The following is a 22,388-nucleotide window of genomic DNA, read 5'->3' as shown; positions in this document are numbered from 1 at the left end:
AATCTAGGAAGCGACAGGAAGAAATCCGCCGGCGAGGATGTCAATGACGGCCCTCACTTGCAGATCAAACTGAGCGGAACCAGACATTCGGCTCATGACAAGCAAGAGACAGATTCCGAACAGATAGAGGATTGACCAACGAAACAACCCCTTGGCGCGATCTCGATTGTTGGGTTCAGCAGCGAGACGCTCCACCATCTGCAAAAGGCGACCGTTGAAGGGAAGGATTAGCAGCCCATACAAGGCACCACCTTCCGGTAAGGCCCAAATGCCTAAAAAGCTCAGCACGATCGTGGCCCATCCGTAGCGTCGAATCGCCCTTGTGGTGATTAATGGCCCTTTGACGACTGGGAGCATTGGAATCCCAACGGCGCGATAGTCGTCATGCAAAAGCAGGGCTAGTGCCCAGAAGTGGGCTGGAGTCCACACCATCACAAGCGCGAAAAGCCACCATCCACCTAGGCCTATGTGGCCTGTTGCTGCAGCCGCTCCAACCAGGGGTGGGATGGCGCCAGCAACACCGCCAACCACGATGTTTTGTGTGGTGCGGGGCTTAAGAAGTGCGGTGTAAAGCAGGACATAACTGCAGAGCCCTAAAAGGGAGAGTCCAGCCGCAAGGCAATTCACCCCGCTCACAAGAAGAGCAGCTGCAGCGAGCGTGCAGGACACTGCCCCAATAAAGGCCGCTGACGGAGACAACCGTCCAGAGGGAAGTGCTCGACCGCTTGTGCGCAGCATGCGTCCGTCTAGCTCTTGCTCCCACAAACAGTTGAGAACTCCTGCTGCGGCTGCCGCTAACGCACCACCACCAAGGGTGCATGCCAGTCTTGGTGACGAGAGGGGCCAGCCTTCTGTGAGCGCCATTCCTCCCAGCGTGGTGGCGAGGAGAAGAGGGATCAGCCTTGGTTTGGCAACCTCAAGCCAGGGGGGAAGTTTGATTCTCTTGCGAGATGGCACCACCTCCTCTCTTGTGAGGGATGGGGGCATTGGAGCAACGGAAGCTGAACTAGCCATGACAGGGCTCCAGGGTTGAAGAATCGCGAGCGATCGTGAGAGGGGAGTCGGTTGCTGACGGGCGTCTCCAGGTGAGAGCCGCGAGAACGGCCACGAGCAGACAGGCAACGAGTTGATGACACACGGTCACCGCGGGCTGACTCAGACCAAGGCGCAAGGTGAAAACACCTAAAGCAATCTGTGTTGAGACCAGGAGGATGGCTGTGATGAGCAGAGGCCATTGCTGACGAGCCCAGCCGCCGGCGATCAGAGCTGTGGCAACGAACAGCAAAACGCAGAGGGCCGCTGGGGTTGCTGCACTGCGATGCCAATGGAGCCATTGGCAGGATTGACCCTCCTGTAAGCAGCGTTGGGCTGCCCATGAAGTTGCCATCCGTCCTCCGAGAAGGCACTGGCCTGAAACGGCTGCAAGGCTGATTCCGCCGAGCAAGGGCCACCAGCGAGGTGCTGCAGATCGTTTGGATCCTGTATGCAGCAGTCTTTGTGTCAGTGCGCTCATCCCAATGACCAAGGTCAGAGCCAGAACGAGATGGGCTGTGACTACCGCGGAGGGGAGCAGTTGAAGCACGGTCAGAGCACCAAGTCCGCCCTGAAGAACCACTAAAAGAACCAACAGGAACGACAGTGGCAGCAACCATCGAGGTAAGTCCTTCCTCCAGAACCAGGCGGCACCGAGTTGGACCAGCAGGGCGATGCCAACAACAAAGGCATCAAGGCGGTGAAACCACTCTAAGAACACCTTGAGATTCATCTGGCGCCCGGGCAGCAGGCTTCCGTAACAAAGAGGCCAATCAGGACAGGCCAGCCCTGCCTCCATCACACGGGTTGCGCCTCCAATCACCACAAGGGCAATTAGAGCCACGACCAGGTGAGCAGAGAGCTGAGCTAGACGCAAACGAATCGGAACTGTTGCCGATGAAGTCAACGACTGTTCCTCCTAATCGCGTGGTTTATTTTTGTAAACTAGCGATTTGATCTCAAACGGCACCCTAATTACAGGTCTCCAACATTTTTAAGATCGCCAACATCTCCCTTTGCTGACAACAACGCCCTAAAACAGCTTTGTTAGCAGGAACTACAGGCTGCTTTAACAATCACGGCATGAAGAAGGGCTGGGATCTCCATAGTCTGATGAGACATGTACCAGGAGTTTCGTGCCTATCCCCTCGGCAATTATCACTCTTGTTCTGGGAATGATCCTTGTCCTTGGTGGGTTGTGGATTGGCCAAAACATCAACCTTCTTCCTGTTGATGCCAGCGTCAACGCACCCATCTACGACGAACTGTTTCGTGTTCTGTTCAGCATCGGAACGATTTTGTTCGTAGGAATCGTTGGGGTGGTTGTGTTCAGCCTTGTTCGTTTCCGCCGCAAATCTGGACAGATTGGTGACGGGATTGCACTAGAAGGCAATTTGCCTCTTGAGATCTTTTGGACGGCTGTCCCGGCCATTGTTGTGCTGTTTGTGGGCTTATTCAGCTACGACATCTACGAGCGAATGGGAGGAATGGTTCCCCTCGGTCATGGGGGACACGGTGATTCTCAAGCCACTGAGGAGAGGGTATGGGGAGGCATTGGCACGGCAGGGGCGATGCAAGCCAGTTCTGAAATGGCGATATCGCCTCTTCCAGTTGAGGTCACTGCGATGCAATTTGCCTTCCTATTCCACTATCCAGATGGCGACATTATTTCTGGAGAATTGCATGTTCCATCAGGACGACCTATTTCATTGAAAATGGAGGCTAAAGATGTGATCCATGCGTTCTGGGTTCCAGAATTCAGGCTCAAGCAGGACATCATTCCAGGCCAGCCAACATTGCTTAATTTCACTCCCACTCGCCCAGGGAGGTATCCAGTTGTTTGCGCTGAACTCTGCGGCCCCTATCACGGTGGAATGCGCTCCACGGTGGTGGTTGAGTCGGCCGATGACTACGACGCCTGGTTCCAAGCCAATCGCAAGCTCCCTGTATCTGAGGCATGACACTTACTCTCCCGCAGCAAAGCAAACCCCCCTCGTTGCAGCCCACTGGGTGGCTTCGCTATCTCAGTTTTAGCGTCGATCACAAAGTGATCGGACTTCAATATCTTGTTTGTGGCTTTGCTTTCTACCTTATTGGTGGTGCCCTTGCTGGCGCTATCCGTACAGAGCTGACCAGTCCCGTGTCAGATTTTATGCCACGGGAGGTTTACAACCAGGTGCTTACCTTGCATGGCACTGTGATGATCTTTCTTTGGATTGTCCCAGTCGTCAATGGTGCCTTTGGAAATTATCTGATTCCGTTTTATGTCGGGGCCAGGGACATGGCTTTTCCAAGGCTAAATGCAGTTGCTTTTTGGCTGATTCCGCCTGCTGGTTTACTCCTGATCACCAGTTACTTTATTACCGGAGCAGCTCAGTCGGGTTGGACAGCCTATCCACCACTCAGTCTTACAACTCCTGCGAGTGGTCAGATTATTTGGATCCTGAGCGTTTTATTGCTTGGGGGAAGTTCAATTTTTGGTGGTATTAACTTTATTGCCACCATCCTGAAATTGCGTCGGCCTGGCTTGAAGCTGATGCAATTGCCGATGTACTGCTGGGCCATGCTTGGAACGAGCATTCTTGTGGTTCTTTCGACACCTGTTCTTGCTGGTACTTTGATTCTTCTGAGCTTCGATATCGTTGCGCACACAGGATTCTTTAATCCAGGAATGGGTGGAAACGTTGTTGTTTATCAGCACCTTTTCTGGTTTTACTCTCATCCAGCCGTCTACATCATGGTGTTGCCGGCATTTGGTTTGGTGAGTGAAATTCTTCCGATTCATTGTCGGAAACCACTTTTTGGATACACCACGATGGTGTATTCGATCATGGCGATCGTTGTACTTGGGCTTGTTGTTTGGGCCCATCACATGTTTACCAGTGGTACGCCTCCATGGATGCGTCTGTTTTTCACAATTGCAACGGCCTTTATTGCTGTTCCGACTGGCATTAAATTCTTTAACTGGATAGCTACTTTATGGGGAGGAAAAATCAGCCTTAATAGTGCAATTCTGTTCTCATGTGGTTTTATTGTCAACTTTGTTTTGGGCGGGATTACTGGAGTGGCACTAGCTCAAGTGCCCTTTGATGTTCATGTTCATGACACCTATTTCGTCGTTGCTCACTTCCATTACATTGTTTATGGAGGATCGGTTTTTGTGATCTTCGCGTCTGTTTATCACTGGTTCCCTAAAGTGACCGGCAGGATGATGGATGAAAATCTCGGACGTTTCCACTTCTTGTTGACTTTTATAGGATTCAATCTTTGCTTTGCCCCCCAGCATTGGCTTGGCCTCAACGGCATGCCTAGGCGTGTTGCTGAATACGATCCGCAATTTGCATTTGTGAATCAGATCAGCAGTGTTGGCGCTCTGCTGATGGCCCTAAGCACCCTGCCCTTCCTCTGGAACGTTTTCGCAAGTGCACGCTCTGGTGAGATTGCTGGAGATAACCCCTGGCGTGCCTTGACCCCTGAATGGTTGACCACCTCTCCACCTCCTGTAGAGAACTGGAAAGGTGAACCTCCTTTGGTCACGCACCCCTATGGATATGGAATCCCTGCAGACCAGATCGACTTGAAAGATGCCAGTGGCAGTGATTTATGGAGCAACGGCCGATGACTTCCCTATCCCCTCAAGACCAAGCAGTTGAAATTCAAGAGCATCACGAAGAAAGCCACCCCGACCACCGCATGTTTGGCCTAGCCACCTTCTTGGTGGCTGACGCGATGACATTTGCAGGCTTTTTTGCCGCTTATCTCACGTTTAAGGCTGTTAATCCCCTCCTGCCTGGTGCTGTGTATGAGTTGGAGCTTCCTCTCCCCACGCTGAACACCATTCTCTTGCTTGTTAGTAGTGCCACCTTTCATCGCGCTGGTGTCAATCTGCGCCGCAGCGACATGCAACGCTGCAGGCGCTGGTTACTGCTGACAGCCATTTTGGGCTTGGCCTTTTTGGTGAGTCAGATGGTGGAGTATTTCACCCTGCCATTTGGGTTGACTGACAACCTTTATGCCAGCACTTTCTATGCTCTCACTGGATTCCACGGTCTTCATGTGACCCTGGGTGCCCTAATGATTTTGATTGTGTGGTGGCAATGCCGCACTCCTGAGGGGCGCGTCACAGCCGATAATCACTTCCCCCTTGAAGCGGCAGAGCTCTATTGGCACTTCGTTGACGGCATCTGGGTTGTCTTATTTGTGATTCTGTATCTCATCTGAGCGAGCTTGATCGCTAATGCCTCTTATGTGCTTTCGATACTTTTGTTGCTTCATAAGAGAGTTATGGCCAGAATCAAATCAAATTTCTTGAGTTAGATGCTCACTGGCCAGGAATTGCTGAACAGGGCCCGGTCACTCAGCAATCGCTCTGAAGACGACATTGCGCGGGGATGCGGGTATGTCGGTCCCAGTGGTCGCGTGCTGCGCAAGGGCTTTTACAAAGCCTTAGTGGAAGCGAAGGGTTACAAGCTGCCCTCGTCCAGTTCTAGTGGTGGGGGTGGAACCAGAGGTCGCCAAGCCGAATTCAAGACCCGGGTTCATGGGAATGGAAATCTGCTGATCGGTCATGCCTATACCCGTCGTCTTGGCCTAGAGCCCGGTCAGGAGTTTCGGATTGAGCTGCGTCAAGATTCCCGCTCCATTTGGCTTCTCCCCATGAATAACGAGGAGCTCAAGGTTGCAGAGGTGGGCTCTGAGCCGGATCAAGACACAAACAAGGACCCAAGTTGAAGCTCGGGCCCTTGTGCTCACTGGTGTTCAGACGCTGACTGCGAGCTGATCATGCAGCAGCTGGTGGTTCTTGATCGTTGTGAATGGTTGAGCTCAAGGCAATCAGATCGATGCCGCTGAATAGGAAGCTGATGCCTACGAGTACGCCCAGGACCCAAAGCAAGCCCCAGAACTTCAAAGTCACGATCAGTAGCCCAAGGATGAAGGTGATGACTCCATTGGCAATCGCCCAGCCCGCTCCAGGACGGTTGCTATGAGATAGGCCGTTGAAAAAGGCCACAACACCCTCTAGAAGAAAAACGATTCCGATCGCTAGCGACAGCGTTGCGACCTGTTCCGCAGCGTCTGCAGGACTTCGGAAATTGCTGATCATCGAAGCACCCGCAACGATGAACAAGGTTGAAACCACTAATCGCCAGAAGCAAATCCAGCGCCCCATGCGTTTGGAGCGGGCCAGATTGCTGATCCAACCCACTACGCCTCCAACGAGAAAGACAACGGCGATCACTCCAGTGACCCATACGGATGCAATCACTGGAAAAATCAGGGAGAGAACGCCCAAGATGATCAGCAGAATGCCTTCGGCAATGGCGAAAGCTTTAAAGGTCCCAACAGAATCGGGACGATCGTCAGCGGTCATGAATTGTGTAACAGAGACAACTCTCGAAAGGTATTGATTCCCAGAAGCGCTGACCCGGTTTTGTGATGTTCCCTCAGCTCCAACCCTCAGCTCCAACCGTGAGAGGCAAGCCATTCAGAGCTCAGAGAGCTGTGGTTCCCAGGGTTGGAGGCTGTTCCCTCCTGCGCATGGCCGAGCAAGCGTTCCGTATAGCGAGCGAGAAGATCGATTTCTAAATTCACTTCATCCCCTGGTGCGAGATCGCGCAATGCCGTGGCCATCCAGGTGTGAGGAATGACGGCGATCCAAAATTGCGCGCCATTATCGGCAGACCCCGCCACTGTGAGGCTGATGCCATTGACGGCAACACTGGCTTTCTCACAGATGTAACGGCCATAGGCGGCATCTCGCCAGCGCAGCGCAAGTTTCCAGGATTGGCTGAGGGCTTCGATGCCCACCACCTCGCCAATGCTGTCGACATGACCACTGACGAGATGTCCGCCAAGGCGATCGGACAAGCGGAGGGCTGGCTCCAAATTGACCGAACCGCCAGAAGTGGATTTGCGTCCGAGTGTGCTGCGCTGCAGCGTTTCCTCGCTGACATTGGCCAGAAATCCATCACCGACCAATTCCGCCACCGTGAGACAGACGCCATCAACGGCAACGCTGTCTCCCAGCTGGAGGGGCGCGAACGGAGCGCAGCCACTCACGACAAGGCCACTGCCGCGGCGCTCAATCCGACCAACAGCTTGGACCAGACCCGTGAACATGCTGTGCTTTCAGCGTGAGTTCACTGGTCATAATCGAAGGAGGGGGGGAGAGCTGCCGATGGTGGAAATGAGTGTGATCGGGATTGCGTTGGATGCCGCTAGCCGAAGTCCAATCGTTCTGCTTCGAGATCCATCTCGACGGCGACAAGTTCCGATCTGGATCGACCAGGCTCAGGCCCACAACATCATGGCCGGATTGAATGGAGACCCTTCTCCTCGCCCCTTAAGCCATGACTTGATGGTGCAGCTGTTGGCTGCTGGTGATCTACATCTCGAGCGGGTCATCATCCATGCGATTGAAGACAGCACATTTCGTGCGGTCTTGAAACTCAGCCATGACGCCCCAATCGATGCGATCGAAGGGTCCCCAGACCATGAGCCGATCGAGGAGATCGAGTCGAGGGAGGAGCTTTTAGACATTGATGCCAGGCCCAGTGATGCCATTGCGCTTGCCATCCGCACTGGCAGCAGCATTTGGATGTTGGAGGAAGTTGTTGCTGAAGCCTCAATCGCTGTCGATGCCGAAGCGGATGCAGAGGATCGAAACGAGTTTCGTCGATTTCTAGATCAGGTCAGTCCTGCCGCCATGGTCCGGCACCTTCAGTCAAGACATCCCAAGGACGAGGAAACGGATAAGGAAGCGGATAAAGAAACGGATGTCGACAATTTGTGATGTCAACAGAGCCTTTGGCTGGTGCTGGGGTCCGTCGTGCTTTTGGTACTGGTCCTGCGGTGAGCTTGTTCACCTTGGGGACGATGCGCGCTCTGAAAGACCGCGAGCAAATGGTTGCCATTGTGCGAGCAGCCCATGCCGCCGGGATTAATCACTTAGAGACGGCACCGGCCTATGGCCCTGCTGAAACCTTTTTGGGGCAGGCCTTGGATCAGCTTGCACAAGAAGGGATTGCCCCTGAGGGGGGATGGTTAATCACCAGCAAACTCCTTCCAGGCCTGTCTTTGGACCAAGGGCAACGCGCTTTATCGGCATGCCTGGAACGGTTGGGACGTCCCTTCTTGAATGGCTTGGCCATTCACGGTCTTAATCGTGACGAACACCTGCATTGGGCGATCGAAGGGGATGGAGCCAGGCTCTTGGACTGGGCCCTGAAATCTGGGCTTGTGGGGCAGGTGGGTTTCAGCAGCCATGGCTCTAATCCACTGATCGCTCGTGCCATCGCAAGTGGTCGCTTTCGGTTTTGCAGCCTGCATCTTCATTTGTTGGATCCAGCACGGCTCCCCTTGGCATTGCAGGCGCTGGATGCAGGCATGGGAGTGATGGCGATCTCCCCCGCGGATAAGGGTGGCCGCTTGCAAGCACCAAGCCCGTTGCTACAGGCAGATTGCCAGCCGTGGGAACCCTTGGCTCTTGCTTACCGCTACCTCTTGGCCGCTGGGGTCAGCACCCTCACGGTTGGGGCCAGCAGCCCGTGCGATCTCAACCTTGTGGCCTCCATGGCCAGCAGCGATGGGGCGCTCACACCTGCAGAACAGACCGCTTTGACCCGTCTGGAACTGTTGCGTCAACAGCGGCTTGGTGAAACGCTTTGCCATCAGTGCAGAGCCTGTCTCCCCTGTCCAAAGGAGCTGCCCATCCCTGAGTTGCTACGACTGCGCAATTTGCGGCTCGCCCATGACCTTAAGGAGTTCGCAGAAGAGCGTTACAACTTGATTGGGCGCGCTGGCCACTGGTGGGAGGAAGTGAATGCCGAAGGGTGTGAGACCTGTGGGGATTGCCTCCCCCGATGCCCCCATCAACTGGCGATCCCTGATCTGTTGGCGGAGACCCATCAGTTGTTGGCCGCGGCCCCGCGACGACGTCTATGGGGTTGAGGCCTTCCACTTGGCTTTCAGAGCGTCTTGTTCGGACAGATCCAGAGGAGCAAGATTCCAGCAGTGTTGCCAGACCTCGTTGGAGGGAAGAACCAGGGCGCGAAGCCGTTTTGGTACTCGCGACATGGCGATGCTGAGTTGAGAACGAGCCAGGGGAGGAACCCATCCTGCAGAGAGCAGCCGACTGAGCAGGGGTTCTTCCCAGGCTTTTTTGACCCAGTCTTGAGGTAAGGGCTCTTTGCTTGAACTTGGGCGCAGCATCAGGGTCCAGTTCAGAGGCGCTCCCTGCGTAGGCAGCACTGCATGCAGCCTTTGATCTCGAAGGAGCGCTCCCATGCACCGTTGCAGAGGCAGCACTGCAACTTGTGCATCGCCTTGCAGCAACCAGTTGAGGGCATGTCGATCATCAAAACTGGTCGCTGCTGCTCGGAGTTGTCGCAGCGCATCAGGGGTCTGCATCTGCGCTGCCAGCGAGATCACCAACCGCGGGCTTGATGGCAAAAGGACTTTCCCCTTGAGTTCTGGATCCAGAAGAACGTCCCAGCTATTGACCGCTTGGTTTTTGAGGTCTGGTGCTCCTCGAAACAGCATGACCCAGGGGCTGACGCCCACAGGAAAAATTTTGCCTTTCCAGTCGGTAGGTAGTTCAGAGAGAAACCGCTCTGATGGAGGTCCTAGTTGCGCTTGTAGAGGAGCGGCATCAATGGCTTGAAACGATCCTGGGTTAAGACTCGATAACCAACCATCCCCAATCGTGAGTATATCGGTGGACGACAGCCACGGGGGATCGTCGGAGCTGGTAAAGGCTTTCAGCTCTGCAATGCGCCAAGGAGCTTTGAGCTGCTTCTGCCACAGTGCAGGAAGGCTTTTCGTTGGGGCTCGCAAGAGGGGCGAACCATTGGATCGCGCACAGCCTGCGAGCGATGAGAGTCCGGCAATGAAGCCAGCCTGAAGCAGCTGTCGCCGGCGAAACGAAACGGGCTGAGCAGATGGGCCGATCATTCTCAAACCTTACGGGGCTGGATCCCTTTGGGATTCGTTGGCGATTCAGGGGGGTTGAGCTTGGATTCGAGCAATTGATCCATGGCGTTGTCGCATGCCTGGCTGATGCGATCTAGGGACAGTCCCCGCAGTTGAGCAAGCAACGCGAGACCGCCGGCACCTACACCTTCTTTGACATGACCGAGCTCGTAGTCACGCAGCGAGCGGTGTCGACTGTCGCCAAAGCGAAGACCACTCGCCAGGGCAGAGATGCAAACATCGAAATGATCTTCTAGTAATGCCAGCAGCTCCATCAGGGATGGGCGCTTGCTCCCGGTTGGCGTCAGAATTTCTCTAGCCAACCAAGCCGTTGTGCCGATCAGCACCTGATTGGAAAGCAAGCGACGCTCTCTGGTCGACACCATGTTGAGGGCGAGTGCCAGCACGGCAGCCATCTGACTGCCCCCAGCTAAGAGGAGGGGTTGACTGCTCGAAAGGGATCCGATCAGTAATCCGGTTGCAAAGGCCTGAAATGGATCTCCCACGGCAGCTAAGAGCTCCTGAGAGGAAGGCGTTGCGCTGAGCTCTGCCGATTGCAGCCCCTGCTGCACAAGGTCTTGTTTCAACGCCATCGGCGGATGGATGGCACTGCCACTGATCAGGTCATTGGCGGGAAGTCCAAGACCACAAAGAACGGCTAACGCTGTGGTGGTTCCTCCAGGGATACATTCAGCAAGAACCAGTGGGTGCCGCAAACGCTCACCGAAACGTTGGCCTTTGCGGAGCAGCTGCTGGACTCGCTGAGGCGTCATGGCGTGCCCGGTGCTGATGCAGGCGGCTGGACCGCACTGCGGATCCTCAAAGCGCAGATGAGGGAAGGGAGGCAGCTTTGACAGCCCAATTGATCCCACCCAGGGCTGAATCTGGATGGCCTCCGCAGCAACCCAACTGATCAATGCTGGCGAGACGCCGGCGGGCAAAGGCGGCAATGGCCAGCGAGGTTGATGTGAGGGCCCATAAAGAAGCAACTCAGCGTCAGCTATGGCGGTGTAGCGCCGTGATTCAGATGTTGCACCGGCAGCAGAGATGCCTTCCACCTCTGCGGTCAAAGTGGAGGAAAGCAGCAGTAAGAGGCTGGGAGCGGGTTCGGGGTCGGACCAAAAGCGGTGCGTGGCACCCGACCAAAACTCGGATGCTGGGCCCGAAAGGCGTGTGCATCCCTCTGGGAGCTCAAAGAGGGTCGAGGGCGACCAGGCCATGGAGCACGGGAGGAGGTTCAGGAATCGGAGCTTGGAGACGGGGAAAGATCCAGTAGGCCAAGGCGTGTAGAGCCAGTACGTAAATGAGCTGCTGCACCACAACGAGCGTGATTGCCATGGATTGCACCAACAGCAGATCAGGGGCGAGGGGCAACTGCATCAGTTCAAGGACACGATCGAGCAGTCCGGCGCCGGCCCTTGTAATCACCACCCAAAGGTTCTCTCCCACCATCAAGGACAGAGCGACCACCCTCACCAGGAATCCAGCCGCTCCAATGACGACACCTAGCCCCCAACTGATCCACCAGCTCAGCTTTTTGTGCCAGCACCAGCCGAGCCAAAGGGACAGCAATCCGTAGGGGAACAGCATCAGGGGCCCGCGCAGAGGACCCATGAGCACCACCAGCAGAAGAATCGCTACAACGACGCCCTCAAGCCCGGCCCGACTGCCCCGACGGACAAGAAGCAGCGCTAAGGGCAGCGGTAGGGCTAGACGGAACAGGGCTCCACCGATGGGTAGGTAATAAAGAGCCAGCCAAATCAAGGCCGCCGCTGCCGCCAGGTAGGAGGCCTCCATCATGCGTAGAGCTTGTCGACGGCTGAGGCGAGGTTCCATCACGTTTAGGGCTGCCTTTCGCTGTCATTGGTGGCTTCTTTTGAGACTTGAAGCGAAGGGATCTTCTCAATCGTTTCGACCTCGAAACCAATTCCGGCGCGACGTAAGGCATCCGTGACACTTTCTGCAGGTGCGGCAGGATCCGCAGCTGCCAAGCGAATCGTGATGCGATAAGGCCGAGGTGCGGCGGGCTGCGAACGGATGGTGGCTGACTCTTTTTTGGCGGGTTGAACGTTGGTCAACGCTTGTTTCGGCGTCTGCGGTTCCGATGGATCTGTGGGCTCCGCGTCCGAATCCGAGGTCGTCTTGTCCTGGACGCCCTCGTCTTCAGCCTTCGCGGGTTCTTTTAAGGCGGAATCTGGTTCTTGCTTGAGCTTGGAGTTTGGTGTCTGCTGTGCCGCGGAGGGTGTGGGTGGTGAATCGAAGCTATCGGCAAGCTTCTGCCCAAACGTCGTCCCTGAGCAGGCTTGCAAGGCAAGCAGCAGCGGCATCAGCAACCACTGCGCGCGCATTACGCGTCACCAGGACGGATGACGCGCACGGCACTCGCGCGAAGGCGCCCGGTCTTGGTCGTTGCCGGTGCTTTACGGGCAGCAGGTTTGGCGGTTGCACCCTTGGCGGCGGAACTCTTGGTGCTTTTGGCTTTGCTGGCGCTTTTGGTCGTTGAGGTTTTGCGCCTTGCCGTTTTTTTGGTGGCGGCTTTTGCGTCGAGGAGCTCGATCGCTTCTTTCAAGGTGATGTCGTCGGCCACTTTGCCTTCAGGCAATGAAGCATTCACCTTTCCCTGTTTGACGTAGAGACCATAGGGGCCATCGAAGACCTGCACGGTCTCTTCGCTTCCCTCGGGTTTCCCAAGGTCCTTGAGCGCCGTTCTTCCTCCTCGTCCCCGCTTCGGCATGGCCAGCAGTTCCAGGGCTCGACTCAGACCAATCGCGAGGACGTCGTCTTCGCCCTTGAGGGAGCGATAGTCCTTTTCGCCTTTTCCTTTGTCCCAAACCACGTAGGGGCCAAAGCGACCCAAGCCAGCCTGAACCTTTCCGCTCTCTGGATGTTCGCCCAGGAGACGGGGCAAGCGCAGTAGCCCGAGTGCATCATCAAGTTTCAGCTCTTCGGGCTTCACTCCTTTCGGTAAAGAGGCCCGTTTCGGCTTGGGGTTTTCGTCGCTGACCTGACCCTTTTGCACATAGGGGCCGTACTGACCGAAGAGCAGATAAACAAGATCACCCGTTTCGGGATCTTCACCGAGCGCTTCTGGACCATCAGCCTTGTGCTTAAGGATCAGTTCTGCTTGTTCCTGATCCAATTCACCAGGGGTGATCTCTTTGGGAAGGGTTGCTTTGATGAGCTCCTCTTCTCCGTCGTCACCAACGCGTTTGGATTCGAGATAGGCCCCAAAGCGCCCGATCCTGACCACGCACGGCAAGCCCTCGAGGTCAATCGTGCGTGATGCTCCAGGGTCGATGTCTCCCTCACGCTTGTGGACCAAGGACTCAAGTCCTTCATCGCCTTTGAAAAATCCATCCAGATAGGGGAGCCATTGCACTTTTCCGGTGGAGATTTCATCCAACGTGGTTTCCATGCGGGCGGTGAATCCGGTATCCACCAAGTCGGGGAAATGCTCCTCAAGCAGGGCGGTCACTGCAAAGGCTGTGAAACTTGGTGTGAGCGAATTGTTGTTGAGCGAGGAATACCCTCGATCCACGATCGTGCCGATGATGCTGGCGTAGGTGGAAGGACGGCCGATCCCTTCTTTCTCCAGCATTTTTACCAGGGAGGCTTCGCTGAAGCGGGCGGGCGGCTGGGTTTGGTGTCCGAGCGCTTCAACGTCATGAACCTTGGGTGAATCGCCAACGTTCAGGGCGGGCAACAACACTTCCTGACCTTCCAAAGCAGCATCAGGGTCATCGCTGCCCTCGACGTAAGCGCGGAAAAAGCCGGGGAAATCAATGCGCTTTCCACTGGAGCGGAACAGGGCTTCTCCAACCGTGAGGTCCACGGCGAGCATGGTGAGTCGGGCTTCTGCCATCTGGCTAGCGACTGTGCGCTTCCAAATCAGCTCGTACAACGACAGATCACGCCCTTCTAAACCAGTTTCGGAGGGGGCTCGGAAGCTTTCACCTGAAGGACGGATCGCCTCATGGGCTTCCTGAGCATTGCGAGACTTGGTACTGAACTGCCTGGGCCCGTTGCTCAGATATTCCTTGCCGTAGCGCGATTCCACACAGCTGCGTGCAGCCGTAATCGCTTGATCGGAGAGATGCACCGAATCGGTGCGCATGTAGGTGATGTAACCGCGTTCATAAAGGCCCTGAGCGCAGCGCATTGTCTCTCGCGCTGACAGACGTAATTTGCGATTGGATTCCTGCTGCAGCGTGCTGGTGGTGAACGGCGGAACGGGCCTGCGCACCGTGGGCTTCTCTTCGACGGAAGAGACGTTCCAATCCGACGATTGAAGGGCAATCGATAGGGAGCGAGCGTCGTCTTCGCTCAGGAGGCGCACCTTGCTGCCTTGCTTGAGGCTGCCTGTGCTTTCGTCGAAATCATTGCCGGTGGCGACTTTCGTCCCTCCGAGGTGCGTGAGCTTGGCATCAAAGCGGATGCTCTGCTGCTCGAGCGCAGCTTTCAGATCCCAGTAGCTTCCACTGCGAAAGGCGCGCCTAGCCCGCTCTCGCTGCACGAGCAGGCGAACAGCCACGGATTGAACACGTCCTGCAGAAAGTCCCCAGGCAACCTTCTTCCACAACAGCGGCGAGAGGGTGTAGCCCACCAATCGATCGAGGATTCTTCGGGTTTCCTGGGCATGCACCAGCTCCATATCGAGCTCACGTGTGTCATCAAGTGCCCGGGAGATCGCCTCTTTCGTGATCTCGTGAAACACCATTCGCTTCACAGGGACCTTGGGTGACAACAGCTGGAGCAGATGCCAACTGATGCTTTCACCTTCTCGATCTTCGTCAGTTGCTAGCAGCAGTTCATCAACGCCCTTCAGGGCGTCTTTGAGCTCGCGCACAATTTTTTTCTTGTCCTTCGGAACCACGTAGAGGGGTTCAAAGTTCGCCTCGGTGTTGACTCCGAGGTTGGCCCATTTCTGCCCTTTTTGAGCTGCAGGGATCTCACTTGCGTTGTTCGGCAGATCCCGCACATGGCCCATCGAAGCTTCCACCCGATAGCCCTTGGGAAGGAATCCACGGATGGTGCGGGCCTTTGTGGGGCTCTCAACGATGACCAGGGTGTTCGCCACGTGGGGTCGGTAACCGTCCCCTTCTTTATCGCACCGCCGAGCTTTCTGCAGCGAAATCAGGGAATTCACTCAGGGAAGAGCAGGAGCGCAGCTACAGTCCCTCCAATTGGTTTGACCACACTCGCCATGCCCGAGTTGGGTGCTCTGTTTCTCTCCAGCCAGGCCGTGGCAGCTCCTGGGGAGCTGCTCAACCTTGCTTTGCATGCCGGCACGGTTGGGCCTGAGGCAGCTGTTTTGGTGGCGATGATCGCCACGTTGTTGGTTGATTTAGCCGGAGAAAAAGTTTCAGTTCGCTGGGTTCCACCCATTTGTTACGCGGGCTTAGGTACGGCTCTGGTTTTGCTGGCCCTGCAGTGGAATGCACCCCTCGAGCCTTCGTTTTTAGGCGCTTTTCTCTCCGATCACCTCGCGATTGCGTTCCGAGCGATTGTTGCTCTTTCAACGCTTTTGTCTCTCCTGATTAGTTGGAGATATGCCGAACAAAGCGGCACTCCCGTTGGGGAATACGCGGCCATCTTGCTCGCCGCCACCCTTGGCGGAATGATGCTTTGCGGTGCAACAGATCTGGTGAGCGTTTTCGTGTCGCTCGAGACGCTTTCCGTGGCCAGTTATCTGTTGTCGGGATACATGAAGCGTGATGCGCGTAGTTCCGAAGCAGCACTCAAATATTTGTTGGTGGGTTCGGCCGCGGCTGCCGTGTTCCTCTACGGAGCTTCCCTTCTGTATGGCCTGAGTGGCTCAACCAGCCTGGAAGTGATCGGTGAGGCTTTGGTGACGAGTCCCACACCATTAGCTGCTCTAGCTCTGGTCTTTGTCCTTGCCACGGTGGCTTTCAAGATCGCCGCAGTCCCTTTTCACCAGTGGACGCCTGATGTTTATGAGGGGTCACCGACCCCGGTTGTGGCCTTCTTGTCTGTGGGATCTAAAGCTGCAGGTTTTGCCCTAGCCCTCAGGCTTCTCGTTGGCTGTTTTGGAAGTTTCGATACGCAATGGAAACTTCTATTCACCGTTTTGGCGATTCTCAGCATGACGCTGGGCAACGTGGTGGCATTAGCCCAGACCTCGATGAAGAGGATGCTGGCCTACAGCTCGATTGGACAGGCCGGCTTTGTGATGATCGGCCTTGTGTGCGGCACTGAAGACGGCTTTGCCGCAATGGTGCTCTACATGGCCACCTATCTCTTCATGAATCTTGGTGCATTCGCTTGCATCATCCTGTTCTCGATCAGAACGGGTAGTGACCGGATTTCTGACTATGCGGGTCTCTATCAGAAAGATCCCTTAATCACCCTCGGCCTGAGTCTCTGCCTCCTTTCCCTTGGTGGAATTCCACCGATGCTTGGTTTCTTCGGGAAGATTTATTTATTTTTCGCTGGTTGGGCAGACCACCAATATGTCTTGGTCGTGGTCGGTCTCGTGACATCGGTCATTTCGATCTACTACTACATCGGTGTGATCAAGATGATGGTGGTGAAGGAGCCTCAAGAGGCTTCAGAGGTTGTGAAGGCCTACCCGCCGATCAACTGGAGCACCATTGGGCTTCCTCCCTTGAGAGTGGCTCTCGTGCTTTGCGTCGTCGTGACTGCCGTGGGCGGAATTCTTTCCAACCCGCTGTTTGAGTGGGCCAGCAGCACGGTTGCTGGCACACCTTTGCTTCAGCAGGCGATTGCTACTTCCTCAGGGGCCTCTCTTGGCTGATCTCTTTGACGAAGGCCGACCGGCGGTGGCTCAGCTCCGAGATGTCAGCAAGGTCTATGGATCTGGAGAAACGGAGGTTAGAGCTCTCAATGGGTTGGATCTGGATGTACTGCGCGGCGACTACTTGGCTGTGATGGGAGCGAGTGGATCGGGCAAGAGCACAGCGATGAATGTTTTGGGCTGCTTGGATCGGCCTACCAGCGGCTCCTATTGGCTCAACGGGAGTGCTGTTGAGCGGCTAGATGACGATGCCTTAGCAGATTTGCGCAACAAGGAACTGGGTTTTGTGTTTCAGCAGTTCCATCTCCTTCCCCATGCGACAGCACTTGAGAATGTGATGCTGCCAATGATTTATGCCGGCCTTCCATCCTCGGAGCGCGAGCGAAGGGCTGTTGCAGCTCTTGAGCAGGTGGGCCTTGGCAAAAGGATGGAAAATCGCCCCAACCAATTGTCGGGTGGTCAGCAGCAGCGGGTGGCCATCGCTAGAGCGATTATCAATAAGCCCGCTCTGCTGTTGGCTGATGAGCCCACCGGTGCTTTGGATTCACGCACCACGCATGATGTTTTGAATTTGTTTGATGAGTTGCATGCTCAAGGCATCACAATCGTTCTCGTCACCCATGAAGACGATGTGGCAGCTCGTGCCCAGACTGTGATTCACTTTCATGACGGCAAGGTTGAGCGAGTGGCACAAAACCGCATGAATCCAGGCCTTAAAGCGCCTTCACTTCATTGAATTGGGGAGTTTTTGAGAATGGCTCAGTTGCCAGAACCTTCTGATCAAACGATTCGAATTCTCCTTGTGGATGACGAAGTCCGCTTGACGGAGTTGTTGCGATTGGAATTGGACGTTGAGGGGTATGACGTTGAGGTCGCACCTGATGGCGCCACTGGATTAATTAAAGCCAGAAGTCACCCAGAGCCTGATCTCATTGTTCTGGATTGGAACCTTCCCGATTTCTCTGGTGTGGACATATGTCAGCGAATTCGTAGTAGTGGAGTGACGACTCCAATCTTAATGTTGACGGGTCACGATGATATTGCTGATCGCGTTAAAGCTCTTGATGCTGGTGTTGATGATTATTTGGTGAAACCTTTTTCGATCGAAGAATTAATGGCTCGGTTGAGAGCGATGCAGCGAAGAGCACAAGGCTTTTCGGGCTCAGGGCAAGGGAAGGATGCCGAGTTAACTTTTTTGGCGGTTGGAGGTTTGACAATCAATACCCAAACAAGGGATGTCCATCGTTCTGGGCAAAGAATTCAGCTTTCGGTGAAGGAGTATGAGTTGCTTTGCTTCTTGATGCGTGGGAGCGGAAAAGTCTTGGAACGAACAGAGATTATGAAGGGTGTCTGGGGTGAAGACTTTTACGGAGACGATAATTTGCTTGATGTTTATATCCGCTACTTAAGGCAAAAAGTGGAAAGCAAGGACCTTCCATCTTTAATTCATACCGTTCGTGGCGTTGGATTCATCTTGAGGGATGAAAGTGTTTCCTCCGGCTCATAAACAGGTCAGGATTTGTCTCTCTCGAGACTGTTCATGAGTTGACCAACAAGCAGAGATACGGCATCACTGCCAGATGCTGTGATCGGGTTGAGATCCAGTTCGCCAGGATCTTTTGCCACCCACCCGTTGCCCTGCTTTGTTCTCAGTTCAAAATGAAGATGGGGTCCCGTGCTGAGGCCGGTGCTTCCGACTCTTCCGATCACCTCACCTTGTTGGACCTTCTGCCCAGATTTCACGTAGATCTCTGAGAGATGTCCATAGAGCGTCCGCCGCCTGGGGGACTTGTGCTCTAATTCCACAGCGATGCCATAGCCCCCGGCGAGTCCACTACTCATGACCGTGCCTGAGAGTGCGGCAATGACTGGCGTTCCTTCTGGGGCCGCCAGGTCTTTTCCTGCATGCATCAACCAACGGCCGATCACGGGATGCTGGCGCATCCCGAATTCACTGGTGGTGATGGCAGAGCCAATGATGGGGAAAAGCAAGCGCTGATCACCATTGCCTGCGATCGCAAGAGGTCTGGGCGAAACGGAGAAAACGGACTCCAAACGAAAGCCATGTCCGGCTCCGGCAAGAAGCGCAGAAACGGGGACCGAGATCGGAGCGAGACGCCGATGTCTTTGGCTGAACGTTCCACGATTGGAGCGCCCGCGAAAGACAATGCCAGTGGCGCATTCGCGCTTGGAGAGAGCGCCACTTCGACAAGCTTGTTGAAAGCGCGGCACATTGATGGGCTTGGCAACCGCTCCTCTTTCCAGCGTTCGACGCTCTTGCGGAGTGATGATTTGATTGCGTTCGAGGGACTCCAACGAGCGATCGAAGCGCTGGGGTGGCTTGACGCGAAGTTCAGCGGGAGGAAGTAGGGGCGCCTGAGGCGCAGAAAGGCCTTGAGGACTCTGAGGAGCAGAGGGAAGGATCAGCACCAAGGGAGCAGCAAGCCAGCGCAGGACCACTTCGTTTCAACAGGCTTCTTAAACGAAATTTTAGAGATTGTCATGGTTGCCATCCGGCCAGCGGGTCCAGCTAGCGCTCCGGGCTCCTTGGCAAAGTTGAAGCGCTCCATTCAGGGCCAATCCTTGGATCTCCCAGATCTCTCCGCTCTGAGGATCCTTAACCTGATTGGCCCAAAGCCGCTTCTCTATCTCACGACGCACAAGCTCTGGACGGTTTGCCAGGGTCTGGATTCTCTCCAAGGCTCTTAAGACCTCCACCGTCCAAACGTCTCGACGGGCGCATCCACGTGGCAGGAGGTCGCGAAGGGCAATGGCCCCAACGGGAACCGGGTTGGCCACATTCATTCCAACGCCAATGCGCACCATGCGTAAACGACCACCACGAAAAACCAGTCGAGGAAGCAATCCAGCCAATTTTCGGGAATCGATGAGGAGATCGTTGGGCCATTTGATCCGCACGGGTAGACCCTTCCGTTCCAAGCGTTCACTTAGGGCTAGCGCCACCATCAGGCCGAGCATGTCGGCATGACCGCTGCTCGAATCCCAGGGAAGAGCAGCGCTGATCCAGACCCCTCCGCGGGCTGCCTCCCAGCGGCGGCCACGCTGGCCCTGTCCTCTGGTTTGGTGATTGGCCAGAACAGCTCGAGGACGTTCTCCGCGCCAGGGCACTGACTGAAGCCATTGGCTCAGTTCAAGTTCAGTGCTTGCACAAACTGGTTTGCATTTCAGCCTCCAACCGTCAGCTTCTTGTCTGCGCAGGCGATGGATGAGTCCTCCTGCCCGTTGGTGATGGTTCAGCACTGTTGTTGCCACCAAGGCGTCAGCCGTGCAACTGCAGCCTCAAGTTCGGCGACTGGACGGACTAACGCAAGGCGTAGCCAATCACGCCCAGCCTCTCCAAACCCGGAGCCCGGTGTAACCACAACCCCGCAATGCTCGAGAAGCTGAGCAGCCATCTGCTCGTCTCCCCATCCTTGGGCGCGGGCCCAGGCAGGAAGAGGCATCCAGAGATAAAGGGCCATTGATGGCGATGGGACCGACCATCCAAGATCAGTCAGTGCCGCAAGGGTGCGATCACGCCGTTCGCGGTAGATCGGCAGGAGATTGGCTGGCCAATCGGCGTGATCCGAGAGGGCCACCACAGCGCCCTGCTGAAGTGCCTGACATTGATTGAAATCGATCACGCTTTTGATCTGCCTCAAGGCCGTAATCAGGGGTTCGGCTCCGATTGCGAATGCCAGACGGAAGCCACCAAGACACCACCCCTTGGAGAGAGAAAAGAACTCGATCCCGCGTTCGCGCCATTGCGGACAACGCAGAAGGGAAGGGGCTTCTCCCTCAAGCGCTAGATCTAGATAAGGGTTGTCGTGGGCGACCACTAGATCATGGTGTTGGGCCTGACTCATCGCTTCGTCAAGCCAGGATTGTTGACCAACACACGCTGTCGGGTTATGGGGAAAACCCAGCATCAAGAGTCGCAGTTGATCCCACTGACTGGCTGTGATCGCTTTGAAGTCCGGTGCCCAACCTTGTTCCGGAGTGAGGGGCAGGGTCTGGATGGAAGCATCTGCTAGTTCAAGCCCTCCGCGATGGGAGGGGTAAGACGGATCAAGAATGAGGGCTTGATCACCCGGGTCTAAGACCGTCAGTGGGAAATGGGCGGTCCCCTCTTGAGATCCAACCAGGAGAAGAACCTCACGCTCAGGATCCACCGTCACATTCAGACGCTGCTCGCACCAGGCTGCTGCTGCCTCTCGAAACGAGGCTGTTGCTGCGTGCAGGCAGTAGGCCGCGCTCCTTGGCTTCTGGAGGTGATCCCCCATGGCCTGCACTGCAGCAGGCGGGGGAAGCAAATCGGTGCATCCCAGGGAGAGGTCGATCAGCGGTTGCTGTTGGTGTGTTGCTCCGAGCTTGTAAGAGCCTTTGCGCTGATCATTTCGATCAAAAACTCCGCTCCCAAGGCGAGCCAGTCGCTTAGAGGTGAGCATCCACAAAGGCTTGCAACTGAGGGCGGGCAATGGCCCCTTCGTGTCGAGCAATTTCCTGGCCGTTCCGGAACAGGATCAGGGTTGGAATGCCTTGAACTTTGAAACCATCGCGGGTGATCGGGTTGCCATCCACTTCAAGCTTGCCCACCAAAAGGCGGCCGGCATAGGTCTCAGAGGCCCAGTCCATCAACGGCGCCATCAACCTGCATGGGCCACACCATGGGGCCCAGAAGTCAACCAAAACGGTCGTGGACGCCTTCAATACCTCCTGCTCGAACGCTGCATCTGTGAAGTCGGAGACAGCTGAAGACACGGGCGGTAGTTGAACTGAATGAATCCTATGAACTCGGCTGCTGAAGGCGCTGATTCATCACAGTTTGTCGATAGATCGACGCAGCTCTTCTAAATCGGCATCCACCTCCTCCACCTTGACCGGTTTCACCTCGGAGTCGGCTGCTGGGAGAGCTGCAGCCTCCGAGCCTCCTTTGACCTGCTTTCGGAGGGCTGCCAATTCATCATCTACATCGTCGCCGCCTTCCAGAGCCGCGAACTGACTATCGAGGTCAGCACCAGCGAGCTCAGCGGCTGCTTGGCTACTGGCTTCAAGAGATTGAACCTTGTCTTCCATGCGCTCGAAGGCAGCCATGGCTGAATTGGTTCCCATGCTGCCAACGGCGCTCTGGAGCTGCTGTTGGGCCTGGGCGGCTTGAGCCCGGGCTTTGAGCATGTCTTTTTTCGTTCGAGCCTCGGCAATCTTTCCCTCTAAAGCGACCAAGCTTTTTTTGAGCGTTTCAACTTGAGCGCTTTGAGCCTGAACTTGGGTGCCAAGAGATGTGGCTGTCTCTTGGAAGGTTTTGCGACGGGTCAGGGCCTCGCGCGCTAGTTCATCCTCATTTTTCTTGAGAGCTAGTTCGGCGCGCTCGTACCAGGTACGGGCTTGAGACTCGGCCTGCTCTGCTTGGTTTTTGAGCCGTTTTTGACTGGCGATCGCCATGGCAACAGCCTGTCGGAGCTTGACCAGGTCGTCTTGCATGTCAGAGACGGCTTGGTCGAGGATCTTGACGGGATCCTCAGCTTTGCTAACGAGATCATTCAGGTTGGCGCGCAGCAGACGGCTGAGCCGGTCGAAGAAACCCATGAATCGTTGCGAGCACTGCCAGAGA

General features: G+C 55.6%; 23 protein-coding genes. 9 read left to right on the top strand and 14 right to left on the bottom strand.

Going from position 1 to position 22,388, the window contains the following annotated elements:
• Window positions 1-3: 3 nt before the first annotated feature.
• Window positions 4-987, bottom strand: a complete 984-nt coding sequence (locus tag SynSYN20_RS10910; RefSeq protein ID WP_370586733.1) for a heme o synthase — start codon at window positions 985-987, stop codon at window positions 4-6.
• Between the two features lie 19 nt (window positions 988-1,006).
• Window positions 1,007-1,939 carry a heme A synthase gene (locus SynSYN20_RS10905; RefSeq protein WP_186523688.1) on the bottom strand — a complete coding sequence of 311 codons (933 nt, stop codon included), beginning with the start codon at window positions 1,937-1,939 and terminating at the stop codon, window positions 1,007-1,009.
• A 229-nt stretch (window positions 1,940-2,168) separates the two neighbouring features.
• Between SynSYN20_RS10905 and SynSYN20_RS10900 the strand changes: the two genes are divergently transcribed.
• The 4 genes from SynSYN20_RS10900 (at window position 2,169) to SynSYN20_RS10885 (ending at window position 5,763) form a co-directional block, all read left to right on the top strand.
• Window positions 2,169-2,993 (top strand): cytochrome c oxidase subunit II, encoded by an 825-nt coding sequence (locus tag SynSYN20_RS10900; protein ID WP_186523687.1) that lies wholly within the window; start codon window positions 2,169-2,171, stop codon window positions 2,991-2,993.
• On the top strand, window positions 2,990-4,654 hold the full coding sequence (gene ctaD / locus SynSYN20_RS10895) for a cytochrome c oxidase subunit I (protein ID WP_186523686.1): 1,665 nt from the start codon (window positions 2,990-2,992) through the stop codon (window positions 4,652-4,654). The genes SynSYN20_RS10900 and ctaD overlap by 4 nt, the downstream gene beginning before the upstream one ends.
• Window positions 4,651-5,253 carry a cytochrome c oxidase subunit 3 gene (locus SynSYN20_RS10890; protein WP_186516075.1) on the top strand — a complete coding sequence of 201 codons (603 nt, stop codon included), beginning with the start codon at window positions 4,651-4,653 and terminating at the stop codon, window positions 5,251-5,253. Before ctaD ends, SynSYN20_RS10890 begins: the two co-directional genes overlap by 4 nt.
• Before the next feature lie 96 nt (window positions 5,254-5,349).
• A complete protein-coding gene (locus tag SynSYN20_RS10885; RefSeq protein WP_186523685.1) occupies window positions 5,350-5,763 on the top strand; it encodes an AbrB family transcriptional regulator in 414 nt (137 codons plus the stop codon).
• Window positions 5,764-5,812: 49 nt separating this feature from the next.
• Here the strand turns inward: SynSYN20_RS10885 and SynSYN20_RS10880 are convergent, their stop codons facing one another.
• Together SynSYN20_RS10880 and SynSYN20_RS10875 are read right to left on the bottom strand one after the other, a co-directional pair.
• Window positions 5,813-6,403, bottom strand: coding sequence for an HdeD family acid-resistance protein (locus tag SynSYN20_RS10880; RefSeq protein WP_186523684.1), 591 nt, complete (start codon window positions 6,401-6,403; stop codon window positions 5,813-5,815).
• Between the two features lie 86 nt (window positions 6,404-6,489).
• A complete protein-coding gene (locus SynSYN20_RS10875) occupies window positions 6,490-7,152 on the bottom strand; it encodes a riboflavin synthase (protein WP_186523683.1) in 663 nt (220 codons plus the stop codon).
• 58 nt (window positions 7,153-7,210) lie between these two features.
• Here SynSYN20_RS10875 and SynSYN20_RS10870 point away from each other — a divergent pair, with 58 nt between their 5' ends.
• Both SynSYN20_RS10870 and SynSYN20_RS10865 read left to right on the top strand, forming a co-directional pair.
• Window positions 7,211-7,825, top strand: coding sequence for a bifunctional nuclease family protein (locus SynSYN20_RS10870; protein WP_186525597.1), 615 nt, complete (start codon window positions 7,211-7,213; stop codon window positions 7,823-7,825).
• Window positions 7,825-8,982 carry an aldo/keto reductase gene (locus SynSYN20_RS10865; protein ID WP_186523682.1) on the top strand — a complete coding sequence of 386 codons (1,158 nt, stop codon included), beginning with the start codon at window positions 7,825-7,827 and terminating at the stop codon, window positions 8,980-8,982. The genes SynSYN20_RS10870 and SynSYN20_RS10865 overlap by 1 nt, the downstream gene beginning before the upstream one ends.
• On the opposite strand, the gene SynSYN20_RS10860 is transcribed toward SynSYN20_RS10865, so the two are convergent.
• The 5 genes from SynSYN20_RS10860 to topA are packed head-to-tail and all read right to left on the bottom strand — an operon-like array spanning window position 8,971 to window position 15,079.
• Window positions 8,971-9,984, bottom strand: coding sequence for an ABC transporter substrate-binding protein (locus SynSYN20_RS10860; RefSeq protein ID WP_186523681.1), 1,014 nt, complete (start codon window positions 9,982-9,984; stop codon window positions 8,971-8,973). The two genes, SynSYN20_RS10865 and SynSYN20_RS10860, sit on opposite strands and share 12 nt — an antisense overlap.
• Before the next feature lie 2 nt (window positions 9,985-9,986).
• Window positions 9,987-11,222 carry a nicotinate-nucleotide--dimethylbenzimidazole phosphoribosyltransferase gene (locus tag SynSYN20_RS10855; RefSeq protein WP_186523680.1) on the bottom strand — a complete coding sequence of 412 codons (1,236 nt, stop codon included), beginning with the start codon at window positions 11,220-11,222 and terminating at the stop codon, window positions 9,987-9,989.
• Window positions 11,194-11,838, bottom strand: coding sequence for a DUF2232 domain-containing protein (locus tag SynSYN20_RS10850; protein ID WP_186523679.1), 645 nt, complete (start codon window positions 11,836-11,838; stop codon window positions 11,194-11,196). Before SynSYN20_RS10850 ends, SynSYN20_RS10855 begins: the two co-directional genes overlap by 29 nt.
• Before the next feature lie 5 nt (window positions 11,839-11,843).
• A complete protein-coding gene (locus SynSYN20_RS10845; RefSeq protein ID WP_255476252.1) occupies window positions 11,844-12,329 on the bottom strand; it encodes a hypothetical protein in 486 nt (161 codons plus the stop codon).
• 20 nt (window positions 12,330-12,349) lie between these two features.
• Window positions 12,350-15,079: a type I DNA topoisomerase gene (gene topA, locus SynSYN20_RS10840; protein ID WP_186525596.1), complete on the bottom strand. Its 2,730-nt coding sequence runs from the start codon at window positions 15,077-15,079 to the stop codon at window positions 12,350-12,352.
• 126 nt (window positions 15,080-15,205) lie between these two features.
• Between topA and SynSYN20_RS10835 the strand changes: the two genes are divergently transcribed.
• Genes SynSYN20_RS10835 through SynSYN20_RS10825 form a run of 3 tightly spaced genes read left to right on the top strand, consistent with a single transcriptional unit; the run spans window position 15,206 to window position 18,284 of the window.
• Complete coding sequence (locus tag SynSYN20_RS10835; protein WP_186525595.1) at window positions 15,206-16,777, top strand: NAD(P)H-quinone oxidoreductase subunit N; 1,572 nt, start codon at window positions 15,206-15,208, stop codon at window positions 16,775-16,777.
• A complete protein-coding gene (locus SynSYN20_RS10830) occupies window positions 16,770-17,513 on the top strand; it encodes an ABC transporter ATP-binding protein (protein WP_186523677.1) in 744 nt (247 codons plus the stop codon). Before SynSYN20_RS10835 ends, SynSYN20_RS10830 begins: the two co-directional genes overlap by 8 nt.
• A gap of 18 nt (window positions 17,514-17,531) precedes the next feature.
• Window positions 17,532-18,284, top strand: a complete 753-nt coding sequence (locus SynSYN20_RS10825; RefSeq protein WP_186523676.1) for a response regulator transcription factor — start codon at window positions 17,532-17,534, stop codon at window positions 18,282-18,284.
• A gap of 5 nt (window positions 18,285-18,289) precedes the next feature.
• On the opposite strand, the gene SynSYN20_RS10820 is transcribed toward SynSYN20_RS10825, so the two are convergent.
• From SynSYN20_RS10820 to SynSYN20_RS10800, 5 genes are read right to left on the bottom strand one after another with little or no spacing between them, the layout of a single operon-like run.
• On the bottom strand, window positions 18,290-19,237 hold the full coding sequence (locus SynSYN20_RS10820; RefSeq protein WP_186523675.1) for a M23 family metallopeptidase: 948 nt from the start codon (window positions 19,235-19,237) through the stop codon (window positions 18,290-18,292).
• Window positions 19,238-19,267: 30 nt separating this feature from the next.
• On the bottom strand, window positions 19,268-20,053 hold the full coding sequence (locus tag SynSYN20_RS10815; RefSeq protein WP_186523674.1) for a biotin--[acetyl-CoA-carboxylase] ligase: 786 nt from the start codon (window positions 20,051-20,053) through the stop codon (window positions 19,268-19,270).
• Window positions 20,032-21,225 (bottom strand): aminotransferase class I/II-fold pyridoxal phosphate-dependent enzyme, encoded by a 1,194-nt coding sequence (locus tag SynSYN20_RS10810; RefSeq protein WP_186523673.1) that lies wholly within the window; start codon window positions 21,223-21,225, stop codon window positions 20,032-20,034. The genes SynSYN20_RS10815 and SynSYN20_RS10810 overlap by 22 nt, the downstream gene beginning before the upstream one ends.
• Entirely contained in the window at window positions 21,212-21,538 is a 327-nt protein-coding gene (trxA, locus tag SynSYN20_RS10805; protein ID WP_186523672.1) for a thioredoxin, read from the bottom strand. The genes SynSYN20_RS10810 and trxA overlap by 14 nt, the downstream gene beginning before the upstream one ends.
• A gap of 57 nt (window positions 21,539-21,595) precedes the next feature.
• The gene (locus SynSYN20_RS10800) at window positions 21,596-22,363 is read right to left on the bottom strand and encodes a PspA/IM30 family protein (RefSeq protein ID WP_186523671.1); all 768 of its coding nucleotides are present in this window, start codon (window positions 22,361-22,363) and stop codon (window positions 21,596-21,598) included.
• Window positions 22,364-22,388 lie beyond the last annotated feature (25 nt).

This window comes from Synechococcus sp. SYN20, from assembly GCF_014279555.1.
In the GTDB taxonomy this organism is placed as follows: Bacteria; Cyanobacteriota; Cyanobacteriia; order PCC-6307; family Cyanobiaceae; genus Synechococcus_C.
The sequence above is the reverse complement of the archived record's forward strand: the minus strand, read 5'-3'. Positions and strand labels throughout refer to the sequence as shown.

Excerpts from the sequence above, each read along its gene's own strand:
- SynSYN20_RS10910 (WP_370586733.1), bottom strand. The coding sequence starts at position 987 with ATGCCCCCATCCCTCACAAGAGAGGAGGTGGTGCCATCTCGCAAGAGA.
- ctaD (WP_186523686.1), top strand. The coding sequence starts at position 2,990 with ATGACACTTACTCTCCCGCAGCAAAGCAAACCCCCCTCGTTGCAGCCC.
- SynSYN20_RS10890 (WP_186516075.1), top strand. The coding sequence starts at position 4,651 with ATGACTTCCCTATCCCCTCAAGACCAAGCAGTTGAAATTCAAGAGCAT.
- SynSYN20_RS10885 (WP_186523685.1), top strand. The coding sequence starts at position 5,350 with ATGCTCACTGGCCAGGAATTGCTGAACAGGGCCCGGTCACTCAGCAAT.
- SynSYN20_RS10880 (WP_186523684.1), bottom strand. The coding sequence starts at position 6,403 with ATGACCGCTGACGATCGTCCCGATTCTGTTGGGACCTTTAAAGCTTTC.
- SynSYN20_RS10875 (WP_186523683.1), bottom strand. The coding sequence starts at position 7,152 with ATGTTCACGGGTCTGGTCCAAGCTGTTGGTCGGATTGAGCGCCGCGGC.
- SynSYN20_RS10870 (WP_186525597.1), top strand. The coding sequence starts at position 7,211 with ATGGTGGAAATGAGTGTGATCGGGATTGCGTTGGATGCCGCTAGCCGA.
- SynSYN20_RS10865 (WP_186523682.1), top strand. The coding sequence starts at position 7,825 with ATGTCAACAGAGCCTTTGGCTGGTGCTGGGGTCCGTCGTGCTTTTGGT.
- SynSYN20_RS10860 (WP_186523681.1), bottom strand. The coding sequence starts at position 9,984 with ATGATCGGCCCATCTGCTCAGCCCGTTTCGTTTCGCCGGCGACAGCTG.
- SynSYN20_RS10855 (WP_186523680.1), bottom strand. The coding sequence starts at position 11,222 with ATGGCCTGGTCGCCCTCGACCCTCTTTGAGCTCCCAGAGGGATGCACA.
- SynSYN20_RS10850 (WP_186523679.1), bottom strand. The coding sequence starts at position 11,838 with ATGGAACCTCGCCTCAGCCGTCGACAAGCTCTACGCATGATGGAGGCC.
- SynSYN20_RS10845 (WP_255476252.1), bottom strand. The coding sequence starts at position 12,329 with ATGCCGCTGCTGCTTGCCTTGCAAGCCTGCTCAGGGACGACGTTTGGG.
- SynSYN20_RS10835 (WP_186525595.1), top strand. The coding sequence starts at position 15,206 with ATGCCCGAGTTGGGTGCTCTGTTTCTCTCCAGCCAGGCCGTGGCAGCT.
- SynSYN20_RS10825 (WP_186523676.1), top strand. The coding sequence starts at position 17,532 with ATGGCTCAGTTGCCAGAACCTTCTGATCAAACGATTCGAATTCTCCTT.
- SynSYN20_RS10810 (WP_186523673.1), bottom strand. The coding sequence starts at position 21,225 with ATGCTCACCTCTAAGCGACTGGCTCGCCTTGGGAGCGGAGTTTTTGAT.
- SynSYN20_RS10800 (WP_186523671.1), bottom strand. The coding sequence starts at position 22,363 with ATGGGTTTCTTCGACCGGCTCAGCCGTCTGCTGCGCGCCAACCTGAAT.